We start from the raw sequence: 22561 nt of genomic DNA on the forward strand, positions 1-22561 counted from the left end.
CTTCTCGTGGGAGCAATTGAAGCAATGACGACCTTCCGCCGCGCGGCCGCTGCCGCAAGCCTGGCAACGCTGTTGTTCATTCCGGCTCCGGCCGTCGCCGGCGTCGGCGACCTTCTCGTCGCTCCGACCCGGGTGGTCCTGAACGGCAGCCGCGGTACGGAGATCATCCTCAACAACATCGGGGACGACGTCGCCACCTACCGCATCTCGGTGGAGCTTCGCCGGATGAAAGCCGACGGCTCGCTGGAGGAAGTGACCGCTCCAAACGCCCAGGAGAGCGCGGCTCGCGACATGATCCTCTACGCTCCGCGCCGGGTCACCCTTCCTCCCAAGCAGCCGCAGGCGATCCGCCTGTCGGCCCGGGCGCCGCAAGGACTGGCCGACGGCGAATATCGCGTGCACCTGCTGTTCCGCGCGGTCCCGCCGCCGCGGCCGGCGGTTAAGGCGGACAAGGAGTTCAAGGGCATCGGATTTGCGCTGACCCCGATCTACGGCGTCACCATCCCGGTCATCGTCCGCCTCGGCAACCTCCAGGCGACCGCAGCCATCACCGACGTGAAGCTGGACAAGGCGAACGGCACTCCGGCCATCAGCCTGGGACTTCAGCGGAGCGGCGCGCGCTCGACCTTCGGGGAGGTGCGCGTACTCAAGGCCGGCATGACCGAGCCCTTGGCCATCCAGCGCGGCATCGCCGTCTACACGGAATTGGGCGCGCGCAAGGTCAGCATCCCGCTCAGCAAGGAGGCCGCGGCGCAGGCGTCTGGCCCGGTCACCGTCCAATATGTCGAGGTTGCCGATGGGGTGAGCAGCACTATTGCCGAAACACAGGCAGTGCTGCGCTAGGCTGGGGGAGATCGGCGGAGTTCATCGGTGAAGGGGCTGCCACGCCTGCTGGGCCGTGGACTGGCCATGCTGGCGATCGTCGCCAGCACCGTCAGCGCGCCCGCCGCGACTCCGGTCACCAAGGCCTGGTCCGCCGACCCTGAAGAACAATTCCTGCTCGACGTTCAGATCCGCCAGTATCGCCTCGGCGACGGGGTGCGCGCTTACCATACCCCCGAAGGCACTTGCGTGCTGCTGGGCGACTTCCTGGCCACGCTCGATGTGCCGATGAAGATCGACCTTGCCGCCAGCAAGGCGAGCGGCTGGGCGTTCACCGAAAAAAACCGGATCAGCATCGACCGGAGCGCGGGTGTCGCCGAGTTCGGCGGCCAGCGCGAAGATTTTGCGGCCGAAGCCGTTCGCGAAGTGCCCGAAGGCTGGTGCGTGGACGTCGGCGCACTCAGCCGCTGGTTCGGGATCGGAGTGACCGCCAAGACTGCGGGCTCGATGCTGCTGCTGGAAAGCGAGGCCAAGCTTCCGGTCGAACTGGCCATGGAACGCCGTGATCGCGCCGCGCGGATCCGTAAGGCCTCCTTCGACCTCGCCGCCTTGCCGCAGGTCAAGCTGCCGTACCGCATGTGGCGCGCTCCGGCAGTCGATTTCATGGTCAGCGCCGGGGTCACATACAATGCGCACAGTGGTGCACGGGTGGACCGCCGCGCCGCCATGCAGGCCGCCGGAGAGATTGCCCGCCTGTCCTATGACGCAAGGGTCGACACCGACTCCAAGGGCATCCCGCGCAGCTTGCGGGTCAAGGCCTATCGCTCCGATCCGGACGGAGAGCTGTTGGGACCGCTGCGAGCGACTCATGTGGCGATGGGCGACGTGCAGGGCGTGCAGTCGGTGCTGGCCGGAAGCGGTGCCGCCGGGCGCGGCGCAGTCCTCACCAACCGCCCCCTGATCCAGCCGGTTGCGTTCGATCGCACCAGCTTCACCGGCGAGCTGCCGGCCGGCTGGGACGCGGAACTCTATCGCAACGGCGAGCTGATCGCGTTTGCGGCGGGCGGGGCGGACGGCCGCTACCTGTTTGCCGACGTTCAACTGCTCTACGGCGACAACCGGTTCGAGATCGTCAGCTACGGCCCGCAAGGACAGGTTCGAAGTCGCCAGGAAGTGCTCAACGTCGGAGCCGACCATGCTCCGCCGGGCGAGACTCGTTACTGGGCGGGCGTCGTCGACCCCGGGCGCGACCTGCTAAGCGTCCGCAAGGACCAGCAAGCGCAAGCCAATGGCGCCGGTCTCCGCGGCGCGGTCTCCGTCGAGCATGGTCTCGACAAGCGGACGTCGGTTGCAGCGCTGGTGCAAAGCCTCGTCGTCGATGACCAGCGCGTGACCTATGTCGAAGGAGCGGTCCGCCGCTCGGTCGGGCCAGCGCTGGTGGAGATCGCGGGCGCCGCCGACGACAAGGGCGGACTTGCGCTACGGACCCAGGCGCTTGCCCGGGTCGGACAAGTCAGCGTCGCCGCGCAGTCCGTGGTCACCCGTGGTTTTCGCGCGGGCCTCGACCGGAGCGGCGTCGTCGGTGACCATCGGCTGGCGGTCGATGCTCCGCTCAAGCTTGGGCAGCGCACGGTGCCGCTGCATGGCGACGTCCGCATGATGCAACTGGTCGGTGGCGACCGGCAGATGGAAGGCAACCTTCGCGCCTCCGCTTCGCTCAACCGGTTCAACCTCGCCACCGCGTTTCGTTATCGCAAGGTGATGACGAACGGCGGTCCGGCGCCGCCGGCTGAGGTGGAGCTGGGGCTGCTGGGCAGCGGACGGCTCGGACCTGTGCGCCTTCGCGGCTCCACCGAATGGCAGGTGGCGCCGCACTCGCGATTCGAGCGAGCCGAACTGTCCGCCTACTGGTCCGCCGGGGAGACTGCGGACTGGGAAGGATCGGTCGCCTACGAAGGCTCGGGCAAGCGCACGCGCGGCCGCGTGTCCTACATCCGCCGGTTCGACCGGCTGAGCCTGGCGCTGACCGGGGAAGCGGCGAGCGACCGATCGGTCGCGGCCGGAGTCGCGCTCAACTTCTCGCTGGATGGCGGAGCGACCGGATGGCGCATGTCGCGGCAGCCGCTGGCCAGCGCTGGCAGCATCCGGGCGCGCGTCTACCGCGACCTCAACGCCAATGGCACGCGCGATCGGGACGAGCCGCTTGAACGGGGGGCGCTGATCACAGCCGGGCTTCGGGTTGGCGACCAGCCGACGGGCAAGGACGGGCTTGCCGCGGTCGGCGGCCTCGAGAACTATCGCCCGATTGCGATCGGAATCGATGCCAGCAGCCTGTCCGACCCGTCGCTCACCCCGGCCAAGACCGCGCAAGTGGTGGTGCCTCGTCCCGGGATCATGGCCGAAGTGGAGATCGCGCTGATCGGCGGCGGCGACATCGAAGGGGTGCTGGCGCGGAGCGGCGGCGGCGGGTTCGAAGGCCTCGACGTAGAACTCGTCGACCGCTCGGGCCAGGTGGTCGCCACCACGCGGTCGGACTTCGACGGCTACTTCCTGTTCGACCGGGTCGCATACGGCCGCTACTCGCTCCGGTTGAGCAAGGCTAGCGCTGCTGTCGCCGCCGTGCCCGCGCTGCTGCGTTCCGGGATCGAGGTCACCGCTGCCAAGCCGTCGGTCCGCATGGGCACCATCGGCCTATGGCAAGCGCCTTCGCAGGTCGCCATTAACCAAGAAGTTGGCTCAGACGACTTGTTGCGGCGCTAGCGCGACGCTCAAGCCGCTGCATCCCAATGCTCCTTCGCGGGTTTGATGTCTTGAATGATTCGGATCGGTGAGCGCTGTTGGCCAGATTGCGGGTGAACGAGGATGAAGCGCGGCAGACCCTGCTGGTCCGCGCCGTCGAGATCGAGGACGGCGAGGCGCTGGTCCTGACTTCCGATGATCGGCACTATGCGACGGCCATTGCGCTGATTGAGCGACCGCTTGGAGACGATCGGTCCGGGCGGGACACGGCCGCCTTCCTGAGCCGGCGGGCGGAGCTTGCCACCGGCAGGCTGACTGCTCGATACCCCCACTTGCATCGCGTGCTGGCGCTCGCCCGCTGGCCGCGTTGGCTGAGTTGGACCGTTCCGCTTGCGGCATTGCTGATCGGGCTGGCAAGCAACGTCGTGCAAGGCCGGCAACTCAACATCGTCGCCTTTCCCCTGCTGGGAATGCTGGTCTGGAACCTCGCCGTGTACCTGTGGCTGGCGGTGTCCGCCTTACGACGGCTGCTCGCGGCTAAGAACCGGACGCCGCATCCACTGCTGGCGCGGTTCGAGCGGTGGGTCCGCCCGGCGACCGGCGGCCTTGTGGGTCAGCCAACGCTGGAGCGCGGCGTGACCCGCTTCGCCCGCGACTGGTCGCTCGCCGCGGCGCCGCTGACCCGGGCTCGGGCCAGCCGGACCCTGCACCTGGGTGCAGCCTTGTTCGCCATCGGGCTGCTTGCCGGAATGCTGTTCCGGGCGCGCTACACGGCCGACTACACCGCTGGCTGGGCGGGAACCTGGGCCGGAGCAGAGCAGGAGGTCGAGTGGCTTCTTGACGTCATCCTCGGACCGGCCAGCCTGCTGACCGGCATCGCCCTTCCCTCGGCTGCGCGGCTGGCCGAGTTGCGCGGCGGGGCCGAAAATGCGGGGCCCTGGCTGATCCTGTGGGCGGTCACGGCGCTGCTGGTCGTGATCGTTCCGCGAGTGGTGCTGGCGCTCGTCGGAGCCGCCCGGGCGGCGATGCTGAAGCGCCGCATGGCAGTTCCAGGGACCGAGGATTTTTATGTCCGCACCCTGCTTCGTAACGCACTCGGCCAATCCGGGCGGGCGCGGGTGATTCCTTATGCCACCGAGCCAACCAGCGACGCGCGTGATCGTCTCAAGCGGCTGCTCGGCCAGGCGCTGGGCGAGCGCACCAAGGTCGAGATTGATGAGCCGGTGCCGTACGGATCAGAGGACGAGTGGCTGCAGCGGCACGGCCAGGAACTCCGCGACGCCGACCATCTGATCCTGCTGTTCGGCCTGTCTTCGACGCCGGAGGCCGAAAACCACGGCGCGTTCGCGACCGGGGTGATGCGCACGGTTGGCGCGGGTGGACGAGTGACGATGCTGATCGACGACAGCGCATACCGCCAGCGTCTCCGCGGCCAGCCATCGGCCGAGCGACGGCTCGGCGAGCGGCTACACGCCTGGAAGGCGGTCCTGGCCCCCACGGCTGCCGAACCCGTCCTCGTCAGCCTGGAGCCTGGCGAAGAGGAAGTCGGCGCCCGGCTGCTGGAGCGCGCGCTCCATCGCTCGCCGGTGCCGGCATGACCGGAGAGGCCCACCCCCGCACGGTCAATCTCAGCCTGGTCAGCCATACCAACGCTGGCAAGACCACGCTGGTGCGCACGCTGCTCGGGCAGGATGTGGGCGAAGTCCGAGACGCGGCCCATGTGACGGAGGTCGCGACCGGCTACCTGATGCTTCAGGACGGTGCCGACAGCCTGATGCTGTGGGACACGCCTGGGTTCGGCGACACCGCCCGGCTGGTGGGCCGGTTGCGGCTGACCGGCAATCCGATCGGCTGGCTCCTGACCCAGGTCTGGGACCGCTTCCGCGATCGCCCGTTGTGGTCCAGCCAGCAGGCCGTCCGCAACGCCCGGGACGAAGCGGATGTTGTGCTTTATCTCGTCAACGCCAGCGAGGATCCGGCGGGCGCCGCCTACGTGCCGCTCGAAATGGAAGTGCTCGCCTGGGTTGGCAAGCCGATCCTGCTGCTGCTGAACCAGACCGGCCCGCCCGATGCAGGCAACGCCGCGGAAGAGGGGCGCTGGAGCAGCCACCTCAAGCAATATCCGCTCGTGCGGGGCGTGCTGACGCTTGATGCGTTCGCCCGCTGCTGGGTTCAGGAAGGCGAACTGCTCCGCCGGGTGGCGCCGCTGCTGCCGGGTGACAAGCAGGATGCAATGCATCGGCTCAACCGTGCCTGGGCGGATCGCAACCTGGAGCGATTCCATGCGGCGATGCGGATCCTGGCGGAGCAGATTGCTTCGGCCATCACCGACCGCGAGGAAGTGCCCGACCGGCAGATCGGAGATCGCATCCGTGGTGCGATCCTCAACCCGGGTGGGGGGGACAGCTCGCTCCAGGCCAAGCGGGCCATGGGACAATTGGCCGAGCGGCTGGACGCCGCGATCCGCACGTCCACCGAGCGTTTGATCGCGCTCCACGGACTGAGCGGCCGCGCGGCGCGCGAGGTGCTGAAGCGGATGCGCCATGACTATTCCGAGTCCGCCACGGCTCGCGAAGGGGTGGCGACGGTGCTCGGCGGGCTCATTTCGGGCGCCGCTGGGGGATTGGCGGCGGACCTTGCCGCCGGCGGGATGACGCTGGGCGCAGGAATGCTGGTTGGGTCCGTTCTGGGGGCATTCGGCGCGAAGAGTGCGGCCCGCGGATACAACATGGCCAAGGGCGAGGAGGTGAACAGCGTCCGCTGGTCGGACGAATTCGTCACCGGCCTCGTCCGGTCGGCGCTGCTGCGTTACCTCGCGGTCGCCCATTTCGGCCGCGGCCGCGGGGAATGGGAGGAAGGCGAGCATCCGACCCATTGGCAAGAGGCCGTCGCTCGGGAAGTTGCTAGCGAACAGCGCGCGATCCGCCGCTGGTGGGGGTCCTCTAACGACGAGGCTGGCGCACTGGCCGGGCGCGTCGAGGAAGTGCTGATACGCTGCGGTGAGCGGCTGCTGACGGGTATGTACCCGGAGGCGAGCGAGATCTTCGACGCGGAGGAGCGGCTGCAATTCGCCGCCGAAGAGCCGCCGCGAGCGTGAATGCACCCGTGCCCCCGGCCCGATGAAGCCCTGCTTCACCTTTCATATTGGTGCGGTCGAGAAGACTCGAACTTCCACGGCCTTTCGGCCACAGCGACCTCAACGCTGCGCGTCTACCAATTCCGCCACGACCGCACTCGTAGATCGACGGCCCGGATCAGGTCGTCGCTGGCAAGGCGCGTGCCTCTAGCAGCGCGTTCCAAGGCGCGCAATGGCCGCGAGCTGTTCCGAAATGGAGCAATCCTAAACAAGCTATTAACCCTTCGGGCCAATAAGGGTTACAGTCGGCGGGATGTTGCTTCTGACGCTCCTCGCTGCGACCATTCAGCCGCCGGCAACGCCGCGGGCACAGTCGCGATCGACCGCGCAGGCAACGATCCGTATTCTTCAGGCTGCAAGCGTGGAGGGCGGGCGCACTCGAGAGCCGCATACTCGCGGCCGGGCGCGGGTGGCCGATCCCGGCGAGGCCGAGCGCGTCATTCCGTTGGTCGAATTCCAGTAGGGGCTAGTTAGCCGGCTGCGGCAGGCTCGGCAGGCGTCGGCCGGCATGGGCCCTGCTCGCTAGCCTTCGCCGGCCGGTCGAACGAGACGTCCAGGCAAGCCGCGGCGGGCGGGATATTGAGCTCGGCGCTGTTGAAGGTCGCGCTTCCGCCCGGCGCCAGCGTCTGTGCGGGGGGCGGGATGGTCCACTTGTACACCACCTTCTGCTCCAGCGAGCGAAGCTGAGCCTGAAGCGGTGGAACCCGCTGCGCCTGATCGGTCGGATTGATCACCCGGCCGCTGACCTCCAGCAGCTGGTTGCCGCTGGCGAGCTGCTGGCGGCTATGCTGCTCGACCTGGAGCAGCAGCGGCGTTTCGGTCGATGCGGTGGCGATACCCAGCTTTTGCTTCCATTCGGGCGGGGCCAGGAACCAGATCGCAGCGGCCGCCGCCGCGATCACTGCCAGCGCCAGCAACAGGTAGAGCGGCCCGCGCCCCCGCGGCTCCTCATCGATGTCGCGGCTGGCGAACGGGCTGTAATCTTCCTCGGAATGGCTCCAGTTGCCGCCGTTCGCCGGCTGGGCGCGATACTCCTCGGCCTGTCCAACCGGCGAGGCTTCCGCCGGAAGCTCCTCACGAGAGTGCTCGATGCCGACGGTCGTCGAGGCTGCGGGAGTGTCCAGCCGGGGTTCGGGCAGCGGATGTGAGTCCGGGTCGTCGGCATAGTCCACTTCGGCACTCAGATCGGGATGGGCATGGTCGGCAAGCGCGCTCTCCGGCGGCTTGCCCTCCACCTCGCCGGCAGGGTGTGTTCCAGGCGCAGGGGCTGGCATCTCCTCAAGCGTGTCGCGAGGCTGACCGCCACCGCCATCGGGATCCTGGTGCCAGCTATGCTTGCACGACGCGCAGCGCACCTGCCGGCCGCCGTCGGGAATGGCACCGTCCTTCACGACGTAACGGGTCCCGCAGGCTGGACAGGTAAGGATCATCGAAGGCCTTTCGGGTAATCGCGCGTAACCGCGCTTGGTAAACCCCATGGCGGCACCATTGGCAAGGCGCAGCCCGCATGCCAGAGTCGATCGGCGTGAGGGTGGGGAAGGACACTGACGGCCATCGTCGAATTCGATAGCGTCGGGCTACGTTACGGGACAGGCGCGGAGGTGCTCCGCGACCTGGATTTCCGGCTGCGTCGCGGAGGCTTCTACTTTCTGACCGGCCCTTCGGGAGCCGGCAAGACCTCGTTGCTCAAGCTGCTCTACCTCGCTCAGCGGCCGACGCGCGGCCGGGTTCGAATCTTCGGCGAGGAGCTGTCGGAGGCGCCGCGTGACGTCATGCCGGCATTTCGGCGGCGGATCGGCGTGGTTTTCCAGGACTTTCGCCTGATCCGGCACTTGTCGGCCTTCGACAATGTCGCGCTGCCGCTGCGGATCGCCGGCCGGACCGAGGGCGAAGTCGAGGGTCCGGTGCGCGAAATGCTGGCCTGGGTCGGACTGGCCGACCGCGCCAGCGCCCGGCCCGCAACCCTGTCGGGCGGCGAGCAGCAAAGGGTCGCGATCGCCCGGGCCGTGATCGCGCAACCGGAACTGCTGGTCGCCGACGAGCCGACCGGCAACGTCGATGCGGAGATGGCGGCGCGTCTGCTCCACCTGTTCGAGGCTCTCAACCGCCTCGGCACCACGGTCGTGGTGGCGACCCACGACCTGTCGCTGATTGCCGCGACCAAGGGGGCGCAGATGATTCGGCTGGAAGGCGGGCGGGTGGTCGACCCAACGGGAACCCTGCGCAACCCCCCCCAGCCCGTGGCAGCCCACGGATGATCGGCTGGCTGTTCCCTGCACCGTCCGAGCGCCGCCTGCTGCCCGAGACGCGCGGGCGCCCGATGCCGTGGGTGATCGCGATCATGATGTTCGTGACCCTGGTGGTTGCCGCTGCCGGCCTTGCCATCGCCAACGCGGCGGCGCGCGTCGGCGCCGGGGCGGACAACCGTTATTCCGTGCAGATTCCCGGCGGCGCCAGCTTCGGTCCGCGTGCGACCGCCGTCTTGCGGAGCGATCCGGCGATCCGCTCGGTCCGTCCCGTTGCCGAAGCAACGGTCCGCGCCCTGCTGGAAAGCTGGCTAGGCAAGGATGCGGCTCAGGCCGATCTGCCGATCCCCGTTCTGATCGACGTGGATCTGGCGCCGGGCGCGGACGCGGGACTTGTCTGCAGGCGCCTGCGCCAACAGGTGCCGGAAGCCAGCTTCACCGCTTACCGCGAGCAACTGGCTCCGCTCGCCCGATCACTGCAGGCGCTGCAATGGCTCGCGCTCGCCTTGGTCGTCCTGATGGGGATGGCGACCTCCGCCGCCGTGGTACTGGCCGCGCGCAGTGCGCTCGACGCCAATCGCGGAACGATCGAGGTGCTCCATGGCATCGGCGCGACCGACGACCAGGTGTCGCGGCTGTTCCAGCGGCGGATCGCCCTGGATGCGCTGGCGGGTGGACTTGGGGGCGGCATTCTCGCCGGTCTCGTGCTGCTGCTGGTGCTCGGAACCGCGGCAGGGCTGATGGGCGACTTCGCCGGCGGCACTCTGCTCCGGCCGCGCGACATGCTGCTGCTGGCGCTGCTGCCCGTGGCTGGAGCAATCCTGGCGACAGCCATTGCCCGACGAGCAGTTCTTGGGGCACTCCGCGCCGCTCTATGATACTCCGCGCCGCTGCCATCCTGCTGATGCTCTACGCGCTCGGCTTTGCCCTGTTCGGCGTCACCCTGTCCTCGCCGGCGGGCGCCGACCGCACCGACGCCGTCGTGGTGCTGACCGGCGGTCCCGGCCGGATCGAACGTGGCATCGAGGTCATGCGCGACAAGCAGGCCCGCCGGATGCTGATTGCCGGCGCAGATCCCAGCGTCACCCGGCGGGATCTGGAGCGGCGGCTTGGACGGCCGGCGGTCGCGACCCTGCGCTGCTGCGTCGACCTAGGCTCGGAATCGGTCGATACACGTTCCAATGCCGAGGAGGCGAAGCGTTGGCTTCAGCCGCGGGGTTACCGCTCGCTTCGGCTGATCACCAACGACTGGCACATGCGCCGTGCCGCTTTTGAGTTCCATACGGCGCTCGGTTCGAGCTACCGGATCGTCGAAGACGCGGTGCCGACCCGGCCCCGGTTCGTGACCCTGTTCGGCGAGTACAACAAGTATCTGCTGAGGCGGATCGCCGCGATCCTGGAGCTGTGATGGCCGTCCTCCGTTCCCTCCTGTTCACCCTGCTCTTCTACCCAGGCACCCTGCTCTATGTGCTGGCGACTCTGGCCGTCAGCCCGTTCGGTTCGCGGCCGGTGCAGGCGGTCGTTCATGGTTGGGCGGCGTTTCATCACGTGCTGGTCCGCCATGTGCTGGGTATCCGCTTCGAGATGCAGGGCAGCATTCCGCCGGGCCCCCACCTGATCGCGCTCAAGCACCAGGCCATGGTCGAAACGATCGAGGCGCTGCAGCTCGCCGACACGCCGGTCGTGGTGATGAAGCGAGAGCTTACGGTGATCCCGCTGTTCGGACCGGTCGCCGTCCTTTACGGCGTCATCGGTGTCGACCGGGAGGCGGGTGCAAGCGCGCTGCGCGAGATGATGGTGCAGGCCAAGGAGGCAATCGCCAAGGGGCGGCCGGTGGTGATCTTTCCCGAAGGCACCCGCGTTCCGCCCGGGGAGCAGCCGCCGCTCAAACCGGGCTTCGCCGGCCTGTATCGGGCGCTCGGCCTGCCGGTGGTCCCCGTCGCACTCGACAGCGGGCGCATCTGGCCGCGCTCGCTGGTCAAGCAGCCCGGCGTGATCCATCTGCTGCTCGGGGAGACCATTCCGCCGGGCTTGAAGCGCGACGAGGTGGAACGGCGGGTCCACGCCGCGATCAACGCGCTGGAGGTCAGCTCCGCAGCCGGGCCCCAAGCTTCGCCGCCGCAGCGATGATCCGGTCCGACACCGTTCCAATCTCGGCATCGGTCAGCGTCTTGTCGCTCGGCTGAATCGTCACATCGACTGCCAGGCTGAGCTCACCGCCGTCCGGCTGATAGCGATCGAACACCCGCGCATCGGTAATCAGCGCCCGGTCGACGCCGCGGATGGCGCGGACCAGGCCGTCGGCCGACAAGTCGTCTGGCACGACAAACGCGAAGTCGCGATGGATCGGCTGGAGGGCTGGCGGGGCGAAGGCCGGGCGCGCGCGGCCCTTGTCCCGCGGCTGGGGAATGGCATCGAGGAAGATCTCGGCTGCTACTGCCCCGACCGGGGCGTCGAGCAGCTTGGCCAGGCGCGGATGCAGCTCGCCGAACGTGGCGACAATGGTCTTTGGCCCGAGGCCAAGCTTCGCCGAGCGGCCGGGGTGCCAGGTGTCGCCTGCATCGGGATAAAGCTGCAGGTTGGCGACCGGAGCGCCCGCGGCTTCAAGCAGCCCGATGACTTCGCCCTTGATGTCGAAGGCGTCGAAGGGCGTCGCCTTGCCCGTGCGCCACCCGCGCGGCTCCCGCTCGCCTGCGAGCAGGACGGTGAGGGTCGGCCGCTCGCCGTCCGCAAGATAGCGCCGGCCAACTTCGAACAGGCGCACCGATGCGGCCCCGCGATCGATGTTCCGCCGTGCCGCGCCAATCAGGCCGGGGAGGAGGGAAGGACGCATCACCTTCATCTCCTCGCTGATCGGGTTGGCGAGGACCCACGGGGCGCCGCCGAACGCCGCCGCGTCCGCTTCGCCGATGAAGCTCCAGGTGACGGCCTCGTCCAGTCCCCGCGCGGCAGCCGCCCGGCGGATGCGCCGCTCCAGTCGCTGCGCGGGGGTGGCGACCGGCTTGGCCACGCCTTCCTCGCGGGGCAACGGTGTCGCCGGGACCCCGTCGAGGCCATGGATTCGCACGATCTCTTCGACCAGATCCGCCTGGCCGTCGATATCCGGGCGCCAGGTCGGAACCCGCACCACCCATGCGCCCGGACCTGCGGCCTGCAGCGCGGCACGGGCGGCGAGGCGCTCCCCTTCGTTGAGGAAGGAATCGGGGTCCTCGACGTCCATCGCGAAGAAGCCGAGCCTGCCGAGGATGGCGAGCTGCTCCTTTGCGTCCAGGGCAACCCCGCCAAGCTCTCGCACCCGCACGGGCCGGTGCACCAGCCAGTGGGTGCGGTTCGGGTAACCGTCGGCCGGGAAGTCGCCGCTGAGCCGCGGCTCCGACGCTTCCCCGCCGCACAGGTCGAGGATCATCTGGGTTGCGCTCTCGATCGCGGTCGACAGCTTCTCCGGATCGATCCCTCGCTCGAAGCGGGAGCGGGCATCGGTGCTGACGTTGTGCCGCCGCCCGGTGGCGCCGATCACCTCCGGATCGAACCAGGCGCATTCGAGCAGGACGTCGGTGGTGGTCTCGTCGACTCCGGTCCGATCGCCGCCGATCACTCCGCCGAGACCGATCGCGCCGCCCTCGTCGGCAATGACGCAATCCGCGGGTGTCGGCGCATAGTCCTTGCCGTTCAGCGCCAGGAAGCGATCGCCCTCGCGACCGCGGCGGGCCGTGATCCGCCCCTGCACCTTGCTGACGTCATAGACGTGCAGCGGGCGCGCTTGATCGATGGAGAAGAAGTTGGTGACATCCACCAGCGCCGAGATCGGACGGAGGCCGACCTCGGTCAGCCGCTGTTGCAGCCACTTCGGGCTCGGCCCGTTCCGCACGCCGCGAATGACCCGCCGCCAGAACACCCAGCAGCCGGAATCGGGCTCGACCACCACTCGGGGTTCCGGTTCGAAGCCGCCTTCGACCAGCCCGCGGGTTCGGGCCGAAACCTTGAACTGACCGAGCCCCGCCGCGGCAAGGTCACGAGCGATGCCGTCGACGCCAAGGCAGTCGGGGCGGTTGGGCGTGGTGGCAATGTCGAATACCGGATCGTCGAGCCCGGCATAGTCGGCGAAGCTCTGACCGACCGGCGCATCTGCAGGAAGCTCGATGATGCCCTCATGCTCGTCGCCGAGCTGAAGCTCCCGGACGGAACACATCATGCCATTGGACTCGACCCCACGGATCGCCGCCACCTTCAGGGTCATGTCGATGCCTGGCACGTAGGCGCCCGGCGGGCCGAATACGCCCTTCATTCCGGTCCGCGCATTGGGCGCCCCGCAGACCACCTGGAGCGGACCGTCTCCGGCATCGACGCTTAGCACCTGGAGCTTGTCGGCCTTGGGGTGCTTCTCCGCGGTGAGAACCTCGGCCACCCGGAAGGGCGCCAGCTTCTCGGCCGGATTGGTGACGCTCTCGACCTCCAGCCCAATTGCGGTCAGCCGGTCCGCGATCTCGGCCGGCGAGGCGTTGGTCTCGAGGTGGTCCTTGAGCCAGGAAAGGGTGAACTTCATGCGCCCACTCCCGCCGAGAGGGTAGGCACGGCCAGCGCCGAAAAGCCGTAATGCTTAAGCCAGCGAATATCGCCATCGAAGAATTGGCGGAGGTCGTTCATGCCGTATTTGAGCATCGCGAGGCGGTCGATGCCCGTGCCGAATGCGAAACCCTGCCATTCGTCGGGATCGAGCCCGGCGGCGGCGAGTACGCTGGGATGGACCATGCCGCTGCCCAGCACCTCCATCCAGCCTTCCTGTCCGCCGACCACCCGGCGACCTTTTTCCATCGACCAGCCGACATCGACCTCGGCCGAAGGCTCGGTGAAGGGGAAGTAGCTCGGGCGCATGCGGATGGCGACGTCGTCGCGCTCGAAGAAGGCCTTGAGGAAGGTCTCCAACGTCCACTTGAGGTGGCCCATGTGGATCGCCTTGTCGATGACGAGGCCTTCGACCTGGTGGAACATCGGGGTGTGGGTGGCGTCGCTGTCCGACCGGTAGACCCGGCCCGGAGCGATGACCCGCAGGGGCGCGCCATGCTTCATCATCGCCCGGATCTGCACGGGCGAAGTGTGGGTGCGCAGGACCCGCGCCGGCTCACCGTCGAGAGGCTCGCAGTAGAAGGTGTCGTGCATCGCCCGTGCTGGGTGGCTCTCGGGCATGTTGAGCGCGGTGAAGTTATGCCAGTCGTCCTCGATCTCAGGCCCCTCCGCGACGGCAAAGCCCAGGTCAGCGAAGATTTCGGCCAGCTCGTCCATGACCTGGCTGACCGGATGGATGGTGCCGGCAGGCCGCGTGGGGGCGGGCAGGGAGAGGTCGAGGCGCTCGGTGGCGAGCCGGCGGTCGAGCTCTTGGGCCTCCAACTGCTCCTTGCGAGCGGCGATCGCATCGCTGACCGCGTTCCGGATGCCCTGGATCTCGGGACCGCGCTGCTGCCGCTCGTCCGGCGTCATGCCGCCAAGGGTCTTGAGGAGTGCCGTGACCCAGCCGCTCTTGCCGAGCGCTTCCACGCGCACGGCGTCGAGGCTGTGGAGGTCGGGCGCGCCGGCGATGCGGTCGAGGGTCTGCTGCAGATCGCTCATGGCGCGGGGCTGTAGCGTCCGCTCCCCAGTTCGTCATCCCCGCCGCATACGGGCGAGGGGGTCAGTTGGCCATGAACGGGTAGGGCGAGATCGTCTTGGTATTCTCGTGCACCGCCAGCGCCCGTCCGGCCGGCGGGGTGGCGCGGTACGGGCATTGCATCCGCGGGCATATGGCGCAGGCGGGTCCGACCGGCGTTGCGGGGGTGTTGAGCAGGTCCAGCCCGTCCGAATAGGCGATCCGGGGGGCGTGGCGAACGTCGCAGCCGAGACCGATCGCGAGCAGGCTGTCGTCGCGCAGATCGGGGCGGATCGGCCGCTCGATCGTCCGGCTGATGGTGAAGAAGCGCTGGCCGTCCGGGGTCTCGATCAGCTGGCGGATGGTCTGCCCGGGGGTCTGGAACGCCGCGTGGAGGTGCCAGCGCGGGCAGGTGCCGCCGAAGTGGCTGAACGGAAAGCTTTCGCCCGCATAGCGCTTGGAGATGTTCCCGGCGGGGTCGACCCGAAGCATGAAGAACGGCACTCCGCTGGCGCCAGGCCGGCCGAGCGTGGTGAAGCGATGCGCTACCTGCTCGACGTTAGCCCCGAAGTCAGCGCACAGCCGGTCGAGCGCATAGCGATGCTGCTCCGCGGCGCGCAGGAACTTGCCGTAGGGCATCATGATCGCCCCGGCCGCATAATTGGCGAAGCTCATGTGAAGCAGCCGCCGGCTCCCCGGATCGGGCGGGCGCGCGGTGTCGAGCATCCGCATGATGATCGGGTGGAATTCCAGAAGCGACAGCTGGTAGGCGATGCCGAAGGTGCGGTTCTCCGGCCGCAGCAGCGACGAGAGCATCAACAGCCGCCGTTGCGGGTCATAGGCTTGGCTTGCCTGGTCGAGCGATTCGGGCGGGACGACCTTGGTCTCCACCCCATAGGCTTCCTTCAGCCGGCGCCGCAGCGGCTCGGCGACCGACAGCGGGTCCCCGAGCGCTCCTCCGAGCGTTTCGGCGCCCTCCTCCAGTTCGGCATAATGATTGCGCTGCGACTGGATGTAGTCGCGGACCCAGGTTTCGGGCGTGATCAGCACCCTCGGGTCGGACCCGCCAGTAGCCGGGGGCTGGCGCTGAAGCTCGCGAAGCGCGGTGTACAGCCGGGTGATCCCGTCGGCGACGGAGGGGTTGTTGTCGGCCAGCTCGACCAGCTCGGAGCGGCCCACGCCAAGGTCACCGAGCATCGGATCGGAAAAGATCTCGGCGAGCTGCTCGGCCCCCGCCCGATCGCCGCCGTCGCTCGCAAAGCCCTTGATGTCGATGTCGAACACTTCGGCCAGGCGGAGCAGGATGCCGGCCGTGACAGGGCGCTGGTTGCGTTCGAGGTGATTGAGATAGCTTGCCGAAATGCCCAGCTCACCGGCCATTGCGCTCTGCTGCAGGCCACGCTCCCGGCGAAGCCGCTTCAATCGAGCACCGAGGAAAAGCTTGCGCTGAGCCACCCGGTGAAGCTGTCAACAATTTACAACAACCACAAGTCTGAATCTGTCTGCTGTTCCCTTTTCGGCTCGGCGATCGGCGGAAACTGACGTTTGATCACTCCTTCGCTTTTCGCCGGAGTCGCCAGTCCATGTCCGAATTCTCGTCAGTTGTTTCGTCTCCGTCCGGCCGCTTCGACGGGATCGAGCGGCCTTATTCCGCCGCCGACGTGCTCCGCCTGCGCGGGTCGATTGCGATCGACCATACGCTGGCCCGGCGCGGGGCGCTGAAGCTGTGGGAACTGCTGGCGCGCGACGAACCCGTGCGGGCCCTTGGCGCGGTCACCGGCAACCAGGCGATGCAGCAGGTCCGCGCCGGACTGGAGGCGATCTACCTGTCGGGATGGCAGGTTGCCGCCGACGCCAACACCGCGGGCGCGATGTACCCCGACCAATCGCTCTACCCGGCCAACGCCGGGCCCGAGCTTGCCCGCAGGATCAACCGGACGCTCCAGCGGGCCGACCAGATCGAACATCTCGAAGGCGGCGCCGCGCGCGACTGGTTCGTGCCGATCGTCGCCGATGCGGAAGCCGGCTTCGGCGGTCCGCTGAACTGCTTCGAAATCATGAAGGCCTATATCGAAGCGGGCGCTGCGGGCGTGCATTTCGAGGACCAGCTGGCGTCGGAAAAGAAGTGCGGTCACCTTGGTGGCAAGGTGCTGATCCCGACCCAGGCGGCGGTCCGCAACCTAGACGCGGCCCGGCTGGCGGCCGATGTCTGCGGCGTGCCGACGGTGCTCGTCGCCCGCACCGACGCGGAAAGCGCCAGGCTGATTACTTCCGATGTCGACGAACGCGACCGCCAGTTCATTTCCGGCGAGCGGACGGCGGAGGGCTTCTTCCGTTTGTGCGAAGGCAGCGGGCTCGACCATTGCATCGCCCGGGGGCTGGCCTTTGCGCCGCATGCCGACCTGCTGTGGTGGGAAACCTCGCACCCGGACCTGAACGACGCGCGGACCTTCGCCGAAGCGGTGCACAGGGAGTATCCGGGCAAGCCGCTGGCCTACAATTGCTCGCCCTCCTTCAACTGGGCGGCCAAGCTCGACAAGGACACCATCGCGAAGTTCCAGCGCGAGCTCGGGGCGATGGGGTACAAGTTCCAGTTCGTCACTCTGGCGGGCTTCCACAGCCTCAACCATGGCATGTTCGAACTGGCGGCCGGTTACCGCGACCGCGGCATGGCCGCCTATTCCGAGCTGCAGCAGGCCGAGTTCGCCAGCGAGGCGATGGGCTACACCGCCACGCGCCACCAACGGGAAGTGGGAACCGGCTATTTTGATGCGGTCGCGACTGCGGTTTCGGCTGGCCAGGCATCCACGGTCGCCTTGTCCGAATCCACCGAAGCGGCCCAGTTCGCCGCCGCGCAATGAAAGGGAGCACGTCCATGGGTCAGCGTTATTGGGTTGTTGGCGGAGAATATTCCGATTGTGCCTTCAAGCAGCTTCAGCCGGGCACCGAACGGCTAAGTGGACCATTCGCCGATGAGCTGCATGCCCGCATGGAATGGCAGCGGCTCACCTTCCGCGATCATTGCCACGCGACCGAGCGCTACACGATCTGCATCGAACCGGAAGTCCGTGCCCAGTGAGCACAGTGATTGACCGGCTTGGAGTCACGGCGGCGGCGACGAGCGTCGCCGGAGCGGAAGAAGTCCTCACCCCGGGTGCGCTGGAATTTCTCGGCGAACTGCACGAACGATTCGACGCTCGCCGCCGCTCTCTGCTCGCGGCGCGGATCGACCGCCAGGTGCGGTTCGATGCCGGCGAGCTGCCCGACTTTCCGGAGAACACCAGGGACATCCGCGACTCCGACTGGAAGGTGGCGCCAATCCCGGCCGACCTCCAGGACCGCCGGGTCGAGATCACCGGGCCGACCAATGCCAAGATGGTCATCAACGCGCTGAACAGCGGCGCGCGGGTGTTCATGGCCGATTTCGAGGATGCGACCGCGCCCGCCTGGGACGAACTCGTGCAGGGCCAAGTCAACCTGCGCAATCGCTGGCGTGGCAGGCTCGATTTTACCGATCCTGAAAGCGGCAAGCAGTATCGCCTGAGCGACAGTCCCGCCGTGCTGATCGTCCGCCCGCGCGGGTGGCATCTGGACGAACGCCACCTGACCGTGAACGGCGAGCCGATTTCGGGCAGCCTGTTCGACTTCGGCCTCTATTATTGGCACAATGCACAGGCCGCGCTGAGCGCCGGCTCCGGGCCCTATTTCTACCTGCCCAAGCTGGAAAGCCGATTCGAGGCCGAGCTGTGGAGCGAGGTCTTTGCCTTTGCGGAGAACCGCTGCCGCCTCGACCGCGGGACGATCAAGGCCACCGTGCTGATCGAGACCTTGCCCGGCGCGTTCGAAATGGACGAGATCCTCTACGCGCTGCAGGAGAATATCGTCGGCCTGAACTGCGGCCGGTGGGACTATATCTTCAGCTACATCAAACGTTTCGGCCGTTCGCCCGACAGGCTGACGCCGGACCGCGCGGCGATGACCATGGATAAGGCGTTCCTGGCGGCCTACTCCCTCCGCCTGATCGCCACCTGTCATCGCCGCGGAGCCTTCGCGATGGGCGGCATGTCCGCCTTCATCCCGGTCAAGGGCGACGAATCCGCCAACCAGGCCGCGCTTGACAAGGTCCGCGCGGACAAGGAGCGCGAGGTCGGTAACGGCCACGATGGTACCTGGGTCGCGCATCCGGCGCTGGTGCCGGTGGCCATGCAGGCCTTCGAGCCGATGGAAGGGCCCAATCAGCTGGACCGGATGCCGGATCGCGTGCCGGGCCGTGACGCGATGCTCGAACTGCATACCGGCCCGCGGACCGAGGAGGGCGCCCGGGAGAACATCCGTGTCGGCGTTCAGTACATCGCCGCCTGGCTGAGCGGCAAAGGCGCCGTGCCGCTGTACAATCTGATGGAGGATGCGGCGACGGCTGAAATTTGCCGGACGCAGCTGTGGCAATGGCTGAAATATGAGGCACCGCTCGACAATGGCCAGCGCTTCACCCGCGAATTGTTCGAGCGGCTGTTCGATGCCGAGCTGGTTGCGCTTGGCGACGTGCCCCACATCGGCGAGGCCGCTGGCCTGTTCCGGCGGATGGTGCTGGCAGACGAATGCGAGGAGTTCCTGACCCTGCCGGCCTATCCATTACTGCCTTAGGTCGCAGGGTGGATCGCTGGCCCGAGCTCAATCCCGCCACCGACGCGGACACCTGGGCGGTGCTCCACCTTGCCAGCCAGATGCTAGGTAAGCTGCGGGTCCGGCATTCGGTGTGGACCAACCACGGCTGGAATGTCACCCTCCATCCGGTTCCGGAGGGGCTTACCATCGAGCCGATCGCAACGGGCGAGACGAGCTTTTCGCTGGTGCTCGATCTCACCCGGCACGCCATCGTGCTTCATGTGGCCGACGGAGAGATCGACCAGTTGCCGCTCGACGCCGGCTCCATTGCCCTGCTGCACCATGCCTTGATCGCCATGCTGGACGCGCATGGCCTGCCATCGACCTTCCATGGACAGCCGAACGAGATCGCCGACCCGGTGCCGTTTGCGCTGGACAGCCATCGACGCGACTATCGCCCGGATGCTGCCGAGCGCCTGCTGGCTGCCCTGTGCTGCATCGAGCCGATCTTCGAGCGCTTTCGCGCCGGCTTCGTCGGGAAGGCGAGCCCGGTGCACTTCTTCTGGGGCAGCTTCGACCTGGCCGTGACCCGATTTTCCGGACGCCTTGCGCCGCCGCATCCGGGCGGTGTCCCCGGCCTGCCCGACCGGATCACACGAGAGGCCTATAGCCATGAAGTGTCGAGCGCCGGCTTCTGGCCGGGCGGAGCCGCGGCGGCCGAGCCGATTTTCTATAGCTACGCCTATCCGGAGCCGGCCAGTTTTCGGGACCGTGCAATCGAGCCGACCGAAGCCCGGTTCGACGAGGCTCTCGGAGAGTATATGCTGGCCTATGATGATGTTCGGCGGTCCAACGATCCGGACGCGATGCTGACCCGCTTTCTCCAGTCGACCTATGTTGCCGCTGCCGACGCTGCGGGATGGGACCGGGCGGCCCTGGAGCGAACCCCCGCCGCCCCATGAGGAAAGGGCGCCCCGGTTTCCCGGAGCGCCCTTCCTTGTTTCACGTGGAAAGCTGAAGCTTTACGCGGCCGCCTGGCGGTCGCCCTCGTTCGGCAGCGCCTTCTTCGCCTGCGCGATCAGCGCGCTGAACGCTTCGGCTTCATGCATCGCGATGTCGGCAAGGACCTTGCGGTCGAGGTCGACGCCGGTCAGCTTCAGCGCGTGCATGAACTGGCCGTAGGTCAGCCCTTCGGCGCGAACCGCGGCGTTGATGCGCTGGATCCACAGGGCGCGGAAGCTCCGCTTCTTTACCTTGCGATCGCGGTAGGCATACTGCCCGGCCTTCTCGACCGCCTGGCGGGCGATGCGAATAGTGTTCTTGCGGCGGCCGTAATAGCCCTTGGCCTGGTCCAGGATCCGCTTGTGCTTGGCGCGGGTGGTCACACCCCGCTTGATGCGTGCCATGTCTTAGCGCTCCTTACTTGAGGCCGTAGGGGGCCCAGAGCTTCACCCGCGCCGTATCGGCGTCGGCGAGAACATCGGTCCCACGATTCTGGCGGATATATTTAGCGTTGTGGCTGATCAGCCGGTGACGCTTGCCGGCGACGCCGTGCTTCACCTTGCCGGTCGCCGTGAGCTTGAAGCGCTTCTTCACGCCGCTCTTGGTCTTGAGCTTGGGCATTTTCGTCTCCTTGTAGTCCCTTTCGGGACGACGTTTCGCGAACAGCCACGGCAGCCCTCACTGGCCGGGCGGTTCGTTTTTCCACCAATCTGGAAAGCGCGCGCCTATAAGGGTGGGATCGTCTCAAGGCAAGGAGACTCGCAGATGGAGCGCAACGAGGATCAGGGGCCGAGCCGCGGAGTGACCCCGCATCTCGGGATTCGTGGCGGAAGGGCAGCAGAGGCAATCGACTTCTACAAGCGGGCCTTCGGCGCCGAGGAAGTCACGCGAATGCCGGCCGAGGACGGCAAGCGATTGATGCACTCACACCTGAAGCTCAATGGCGACTCGCTCATGCTTGCCGACGACTTTCCTGAATATACCGGCCGCGAAGCTGGAGCGCCCGAAGGGGTGACCCTCCACCTGCAGGTGGACGATGCCGACGCATGGTTCAACCGGGCCGTCGAATCGGGCGCCAGCGTGACCATGCCGCTGGAAGACCAATTCTGGGGCGACCGTTACGGCCAGGTGCAGGATCCGTTCGGTCACCGCTGGTCGATCGGGGCGCCCGCGGTGCTGAAGCAGGACTGAGCCGGGCACCGGATGGCGAGGTACTCGCTCGCCTGCCGTCCCTCAGCGAAAGGTGTTGCAAATGGCTGGAAAGACTTTGCCCGACATCAGCGAAGCGATGCGCGACATCGACTTCTGCATGCTGTCGACCCGCACCGATGGCGGCGCGATTGCCGCGCGCCCGATGAGCAACAACCGCGAGGTCGAGTTCGACGGCGACAGCTACTTCTTCACCTGGGCGGATTCGCGCACGGTGCAGGACATCGGCCGTGACCCGCAGGTCGGGCTCGGATTTCAGGGGAAGGGTAGCCTGCTGGGCGCGCCCGGCATGTTCATCTCGGTCGAGGCCCGCGCCGAAGTGATCCGTGACAAGGCGCGGTTTGCCGAGCATTGGACCGAGGACCTCGACCGCTGGTTCGAGCAGGGCATCGACACTCCCAACCTGGCGATGATCAAGGCACGCGCCGCCCGGATCCACTATTGGGACGGCGGCGAGGAGGGCGAGGTAAAGCTCTAGGCTCCCTCACCAGGGGACTGTCTGCCCCTGATAGTCGAGGAACGCACCCGAGCGTTGCGGCGTCAACTCCTCGATGACCCGCCGCATGCCGGTGATGCTCTGTTCGGGTGTCACCGGCGCGCCGGGCCCGCCCATGCGCGTCTGCACCCAGCCGGGATGGAGCATGGCGCAGGCAAGGTCGCGGTTGGCCAGCGCGAGCGTGGTCCAGGCCATGTTGAGCGCCGTCTTGGACGAGCGGTACGCGAGGAAGCCGCCGCTGCCGTTGTCTGCGAGCGAGCCCATTCGGGTGCTGATCGCGACCAGCTTGCCTCCGGCGGCGCGGACCTGCGGCAGGACGGCCTGCGCCAGCAGGTAAGGGGCGACCGTGTTGACGGCGAAGGTGTCCAGCCACTCCTGCCCTTCGGCGGCGCTGCTCGCCTCGCGCGGGCCATAAGTCCCGGCGTTGGCGATCAGCAGGTCGAGCTGCTCGACACCCGGCGAGAAGCCGCTGACCGCCTCGAGACTGCTCATATCGAGCGGCAGCACGCGGGCGCCGGTCCCCTCGAGGTCCGGCGAGGTCTGGCGCGCGGTGGCGATTACGTCCCAGCCCGCGCCCGCATATTGACGCACGAATTCCAGACCAAGGCCGCGATTGGCCCCGGTGATCAGCACTGTCGGCACACCGATTCTCCTTCCGGCTGAATAGGAGAACGCCGCTGCGCGCG

22 protein-coding genes and 1 tRNA gene are annotated in these 22561 nt (G+C 67.6%); 15 read left to right on the forward strand and 8 right to left on the reverse strand.

Going from position 1 to position 22561, the window contains the following annotated elements:
- Positions 1–6: 6 nt before the first annotated feature.
- From ACFQPG_RS02610 to ACFQPG_RS02625, 4 genes are all read left to right on the forward strand, one after another.
- Entirely contained in the window at positions 7–843 is an 837-nt protein-coding gene (locus ACFQPG_RS02610; RefSeq protein ID WP_380810035.1) for a molecular chaperone, read from the forward strand.
- A 27-nt stretch (positions 844–870) separates the two neighbouring features.
- Complete coding sequence (locus tag ACFQPG_RS02615; RefSeq protein ID WP_380810037.1) at positions 871–3582, forward strand: collagen binding domain-containing protein; 2712 nt, start codon at positions 871–873, stop codon at positions 3580–3582.
- 77 nt (positions 3583–3659) lie between these two features.
- Positions 3660–5159, forward strand: coding sequence for a hypothetical protein (locus ACFQPG_RS02620; RefSeq protein ID WP_380810039.1), 1500 nt, complete (start codon positions 3660–3662; stop codon positions 5157–5159).
- On the forward strand, positions 5156–6658 hold the full coding sequence (locus ACFQPG_RS02625; protein WP_380810041.1) for a DUF3482 domain-containing protein: 1503 nt from the start codon (positions 5156–5158) through the stop codon (positions 6656–6658). Before ACFQPG_RS02620 ends, ACFQPG_RS02625 begins: the two co-directional genes overlap by 4 nt.
- A gap of 48 nt (positions 6659–6706) precedes the next feature.
- Here the strand turns inward: ACFQPG_RS02625 and ACFQPG_RS02630 are convergent.
- Positions 6707–6793, reverse strand: a tRNA-Leu gene (locus tag ACFQPG_RS02630).
- A 157-nt stretch (positions 6794–6950) separates the two neighbouring features.
- Between ACFQPG_RS02630 and ACFQPG_RS02635 the strand changes: the two genes are divergently transcribed.
- Positions 6951–7160 carry a hypothetical protein gene (locus ACFQPG_RS02635; RefSeq protein ID WP_380810043.1) on the forward strand — a complete coding sequence of 70 codons (210 nt, stop codon included), beginning with the start codon at positions 6951–6953 and terminating at the stop codon, positions 7158–7160.
- Positions 7161–7167: 7 nt separating this feature from the next.
- Here the strand turns inward: ACFQPG_RS02635 and ACFQPG_RS02640 are convergent, their stop codons facing one another.
- The gene (locus ACFQPG_RS02640) at positions 7168–8127 is read right to left on the reverse strand and encodes a zinc-ribbon domain-containing protein (protein ID WP_380810044.1); all 960 of its coding nucleotides are present in this window, start codon (positions 8125–8127) and stop codon (positions 7168–7170) included.
- Between the two features lie 114 nt (positions 8128–8241).
- Here ACFQPG_RS02640 and ftsE point away from each other — a divergent pair, with 114 nt between their 5' ends.
- The 4 genes from ftsE to ACFQPG_RS02660 are packed head-to-tail and all read left to right on the forward strand — an operon-like array spanning position 8242 to position 11073.
- Positions 8242–8955 (forward strand): cell division ATP-binding protein FtsE, encoded by a 714-nt coding sequence (ftsE, locus tag ACFQPG_RS02645; RefSeq protein WP_380811683.1) that lies wholly within the window; start codon positions 8242–8244, stop codon positions 8953–8955.
- Positions 8952–9821 (forward strand): cell division protein FtsX, encoded by an 870-nt coding sequence (locus ACFQPG_RS02650; protein ID WP_380810046.1) that lies wholly within the window; start codon positions 8952–8954, stop codon positions 9819–9821. The genes ftsE and ACFQPG_RS02650 overlap by 4 nt, the downstream gene beginning before the upstream one ends.
- Positions 9818–10351, forward strand: a complete 534-nt coding sequence (locus ACFQPG_RS02655; protein ID WP_380810047.1) for a YdcF family protein — start codon at positions 9818–9820, stop codon at positions 10349–10351. Before ACFQPG_RS02650 ends, ACFQPG_RS02655 begins: the two co-directional genes overlap by 4 nt.
- On the forward strand, positions 10351–11073 hold the full coding sequence (locus ACFQPG_RS02660) for a lysophospholipid acyltransferase family protein (protein ID WP_380810049.1): 723 nt from the start codon (positions 10351–10353) through the stop codon (positions 11071–11073). The genes ACFQPG_RS02655 and ACFQPG_RS02660 overlap by 1 nt, the downstream gene beginning before the upstream one ends.
- On the opposite strand, the gene pheT is transcribed toward ACFQPG_RS02660, so the two are convergent.
- From pheT to ACFQPG_RS02675, 3 genes are all read right to left on the reverse strand, one after another.
- Positions 11030–13486 carry a phenylalanine--tRNA ligase subunit beta gene (pheT, locus tag ACFQPG_RS02665; RefSeq protein WP_380810050.1) on the reverse strand — a complete coding sequence of 819 codons (2457 nt, stop codon included), beginning with the start codon at positions 13484–13486 and terminating at the stop codon, positions 11030–11032. The two genes, ACFQPG_RS02660 and pheT, sit on opposite strands and share 44 nt — an antisense overlap.
- Entirely contained in the window at positions 13483–14547 is a 1065-nt protein-coding gene (gene pheS / locus ACFQPG_RS02670) for a phenylalanine--tRNA ligase subunit alpha (RefSeq protein WP_380810052.1), read from the reverse strand. Before pheS ends, pheT begins: the two co-directional genes overlap by 4 nt.
- 61 nt (positions 14548–14608) lie before the next feature.
- Positions 14609–16018, reverse strand: coding sequence for a short-chain fatty acyl-CoA regulator family protein (locus tag ACFQPG_RS02675; protein WP_380810054.1), 1410 nt, complete (start codon positions 16016–16018; stop codon positions 14609–14611).
- A gap of 128 nt (positions 16019–16146) precedes the next feature.
- On the opposite strand from ACFQPG_RS02675, the gene aceA reads away from it, so the two are divergent.
- Genes aceA through ACFQPG_RS02695 form a run of 4 tightly spaced genes read left to right on the forward strand, consistent with a single transcriptional unit; the run spans position 16147 to position 20130 of the window.
- On the forward strand, positions 16147–17424 hold the full coding sequence (aceA, locus tag ACFQPG_RS02680; protein ID WP_380810055.1) for an isocitrate lyase: 1278 nt from the start codon (positions 16147–16149) through the stop codon (positions 17422–17424).
- Between the two features lie 14 nt (positions 17425–17438).
- On the forward strand, positions 17439–17642 hold the full coding sequence (locus ACFQPG_RS02685; RefSeq protein WP_380810057.1) for a hypothetical protein: 204 nt from the start codon (positions 17439–17441) through the stop codon (positions 17640–17642).
- Entirely contained in the window at positions 17639–19207 is a 1569-nt protein-coding gene (aceB, locus tag ACFQPG_RS02690; protein ID WP_380810058.1) for a malate synthase A, read from the forward strand. The genes ACFQPG_RS02685 and aceB overlap by 4 nt, the downstream gene beginning before the upstream one ends.
- An 8-nt stretch (positions 19208–19215) precedes the next feature.
- Positions 19216–20130: a DUF5996 family protein gene (locus ACFQPG_RS02695; protein ID WP_380810060.1), complete on the forward strand. Its 915-nt coding sequence runs from the start codon at positions 19216–19218 to the stop codon at positions 20128–20130.
- Between the two features lie 60 nt (positions 20131–20190).
- On the opposite strand, the gene rplT is transcribed toward ACFQPG_RS02695, so the two are convergent.
- Complete coding sequence (rplT, locus tag ACFQPG_RS02700) at positions 20191–20574, reverse strand: 50S ribosomal protein L20 (RefSeq protein WP_380810062.1); 384 nt, start codon at positions 20572–20574, stop codon at positions 20191–20193.
- 13 nt (positions 20575–20587) lie between these two features.
- A complete protein-coding gene (gene rpmI / locus ACFQPG_RS02705) occupies positions 20588–20791 on the reverse strand; it encodes a 50S ribosomal protein L35 (protein ID WP_344695849.1) in 204 nt (67 codons plus the stop codon).
- A 144-nt stretch (positions 20792–20935) separates the two neighbouring features.
- Between rpmI and ACFQPG_RS02710 the strand changes: the two genes are divergently transcribed.
- Positions 20936–21361, forward strand: coding sequence for a VOC family protein (locus tag ACFQPG_RS02710; RefSeq protein ID WP_380810064.1), 426 nt, complete (start codon positions 20936–20938; stop codon positions 21359–21361).
- Between the two features lie 61 nt (positions 21362–21422).
- Entirely contained in the window at positions 21423–21857 is a 435-nt protein-coding gene (locus tag ACFQPG_RS02715; RefSeq protein ID WP_380810066.1) for a pyridoxamine 5'-phosphate oxidase family protein, read from the forward strand.
- A gap of 6 nt (positions 21858–21863) precedes the next feature.
- On the opposite strand, the gene ACFQPG_RS02720 is transcribed toward ACFQPG_RS02715, so the two are convergent.
- Positions 21864–22517 carry an SDR family oxidoreductase gene (locus ACFQPG_RS02720; RefSeq protein ID WP_380810068.1) on the reverse strand — a complete coding sequence of 218 codons (654 nt, stop codon included), beginning with the start codon at positions 22515–22517 and terminating at the stop codon, positions 21864–21866.
- Positions 22518–22561: the final 44 nt, after the last annotated feature.

Origin of the sequence: Sphingomonas sp. GCM10030256, from assembly GCF_042666415.1 — a bacterium.
Classification (GTDB): domain Bacteria; phylum Pseudomonadota; class Alphaproteobacteria; order Sphingomonadales; family Sphingomonadaceae; genus Sphingomicrobium.

Excerpts from the sequence above, each read along its gene's own strand:
- ACFQPG_RS02635 (WP_380810043.1), top strand. The coding sequence starts at position 6,951 with ATGTTGCTTCTGACGCTCCTCGCTGCGACCATTCAGCCGCCGGCAACG.
- ACFQPG_RS02655 (WP_380810047.1), top strand. The coding sequence starts at position 9,818 with ATGATACTCCGCGCCGCTGCCATCCTGCTGATGCTCTACGCGCTCGGC.
- rplT (WP_380810062.1), bottom strand. The coding sequence starts at position 20,574 with ATGGCACGCATCAAGCGGGGTGTGACCACCCGCGCCAAGCACAAGCGG.
- aceA (WP_380810055.1), top strand. The coding sequence starts at position 16,147 with ATGTCCGAATTCTCGTCAGTTGTTTCGTCTCCGTCCGGCCGCTTCGAC.
- ACFQPG_RS02715 (WP_380810066.1), top strand. The coding sequence starts at position 21,423 with ATGGCTGGAAAGACTTTGCCCGACATCAGCGAAGCGATGCGCGACATC.
- ACFQPG_RS02710 (WP_380810064.1), top strand. The coding sequence starts at position 20,936 with ATGGAGCGCAACGAGGATCAGGGGCCGAGCCGCGGAGTGACCCCGCAT.
- ACFQPG_RS02650 (WP_380810046.1), top strand. The coding sequence starts at position 8,952 with ATGATCGGCTGGCTGTTCCCTGCACCGTCCGAGCGCCGCCTGCTGCCC.
- pheS (WP_380810052.1), bottom strand. The coding sequence starts at position 14,547 with ATGAGCGATCTGCAGCAGACCCTCGACCGCATCGCCGGCGCGCCCGAC.
- ACFQPG_RS02640 (WP_380810044.1), bottom strand. The coding sequence starts at position 8,127 with ATGATCCTTACCTGTCCAGCCTGCGGGACCCGTTACGTCGTGAAGGAC.
- rpmI (WP_344695849.1), bottom strand. The coding sequence starts at position 20,791 with ATGCCCAAGCTCAAGACCAAGAGCGGCGTGAAGAAGCGCTTCAAGCTC.
- ACFQPG_RS02625 (WP_380810041.1), top strand. The coding sequence starts at position 5,156 with ATGACCGGAGAGGCCCACCCCCGCACGGTCAATCTCAGCCTGGTCAGC.
- ACFQPG_RS02660 (WP_380810049.1), top strand. The coding sequence starts at position 10,351 with ATGGCCGTCCTCCGTTCCCTCCTGTTCACCCTGCTCTTCTACCCAGGC.
- pheT (WP_380810050.1), bottom strand. The coding sequence starts at position 13,486 with ATGAAGTTCACCCTTTCCTGGCTCAAGGACCACCTCGAGACCAACGCC.
- ACFQPG_RS02685 (WP_380810057.1), top strand. The coding sequence starts at position 17,439 with ATGGGTCAGCGTTATTGGGTTGTTGGCGGAGAATATTCCGATTGTGCC.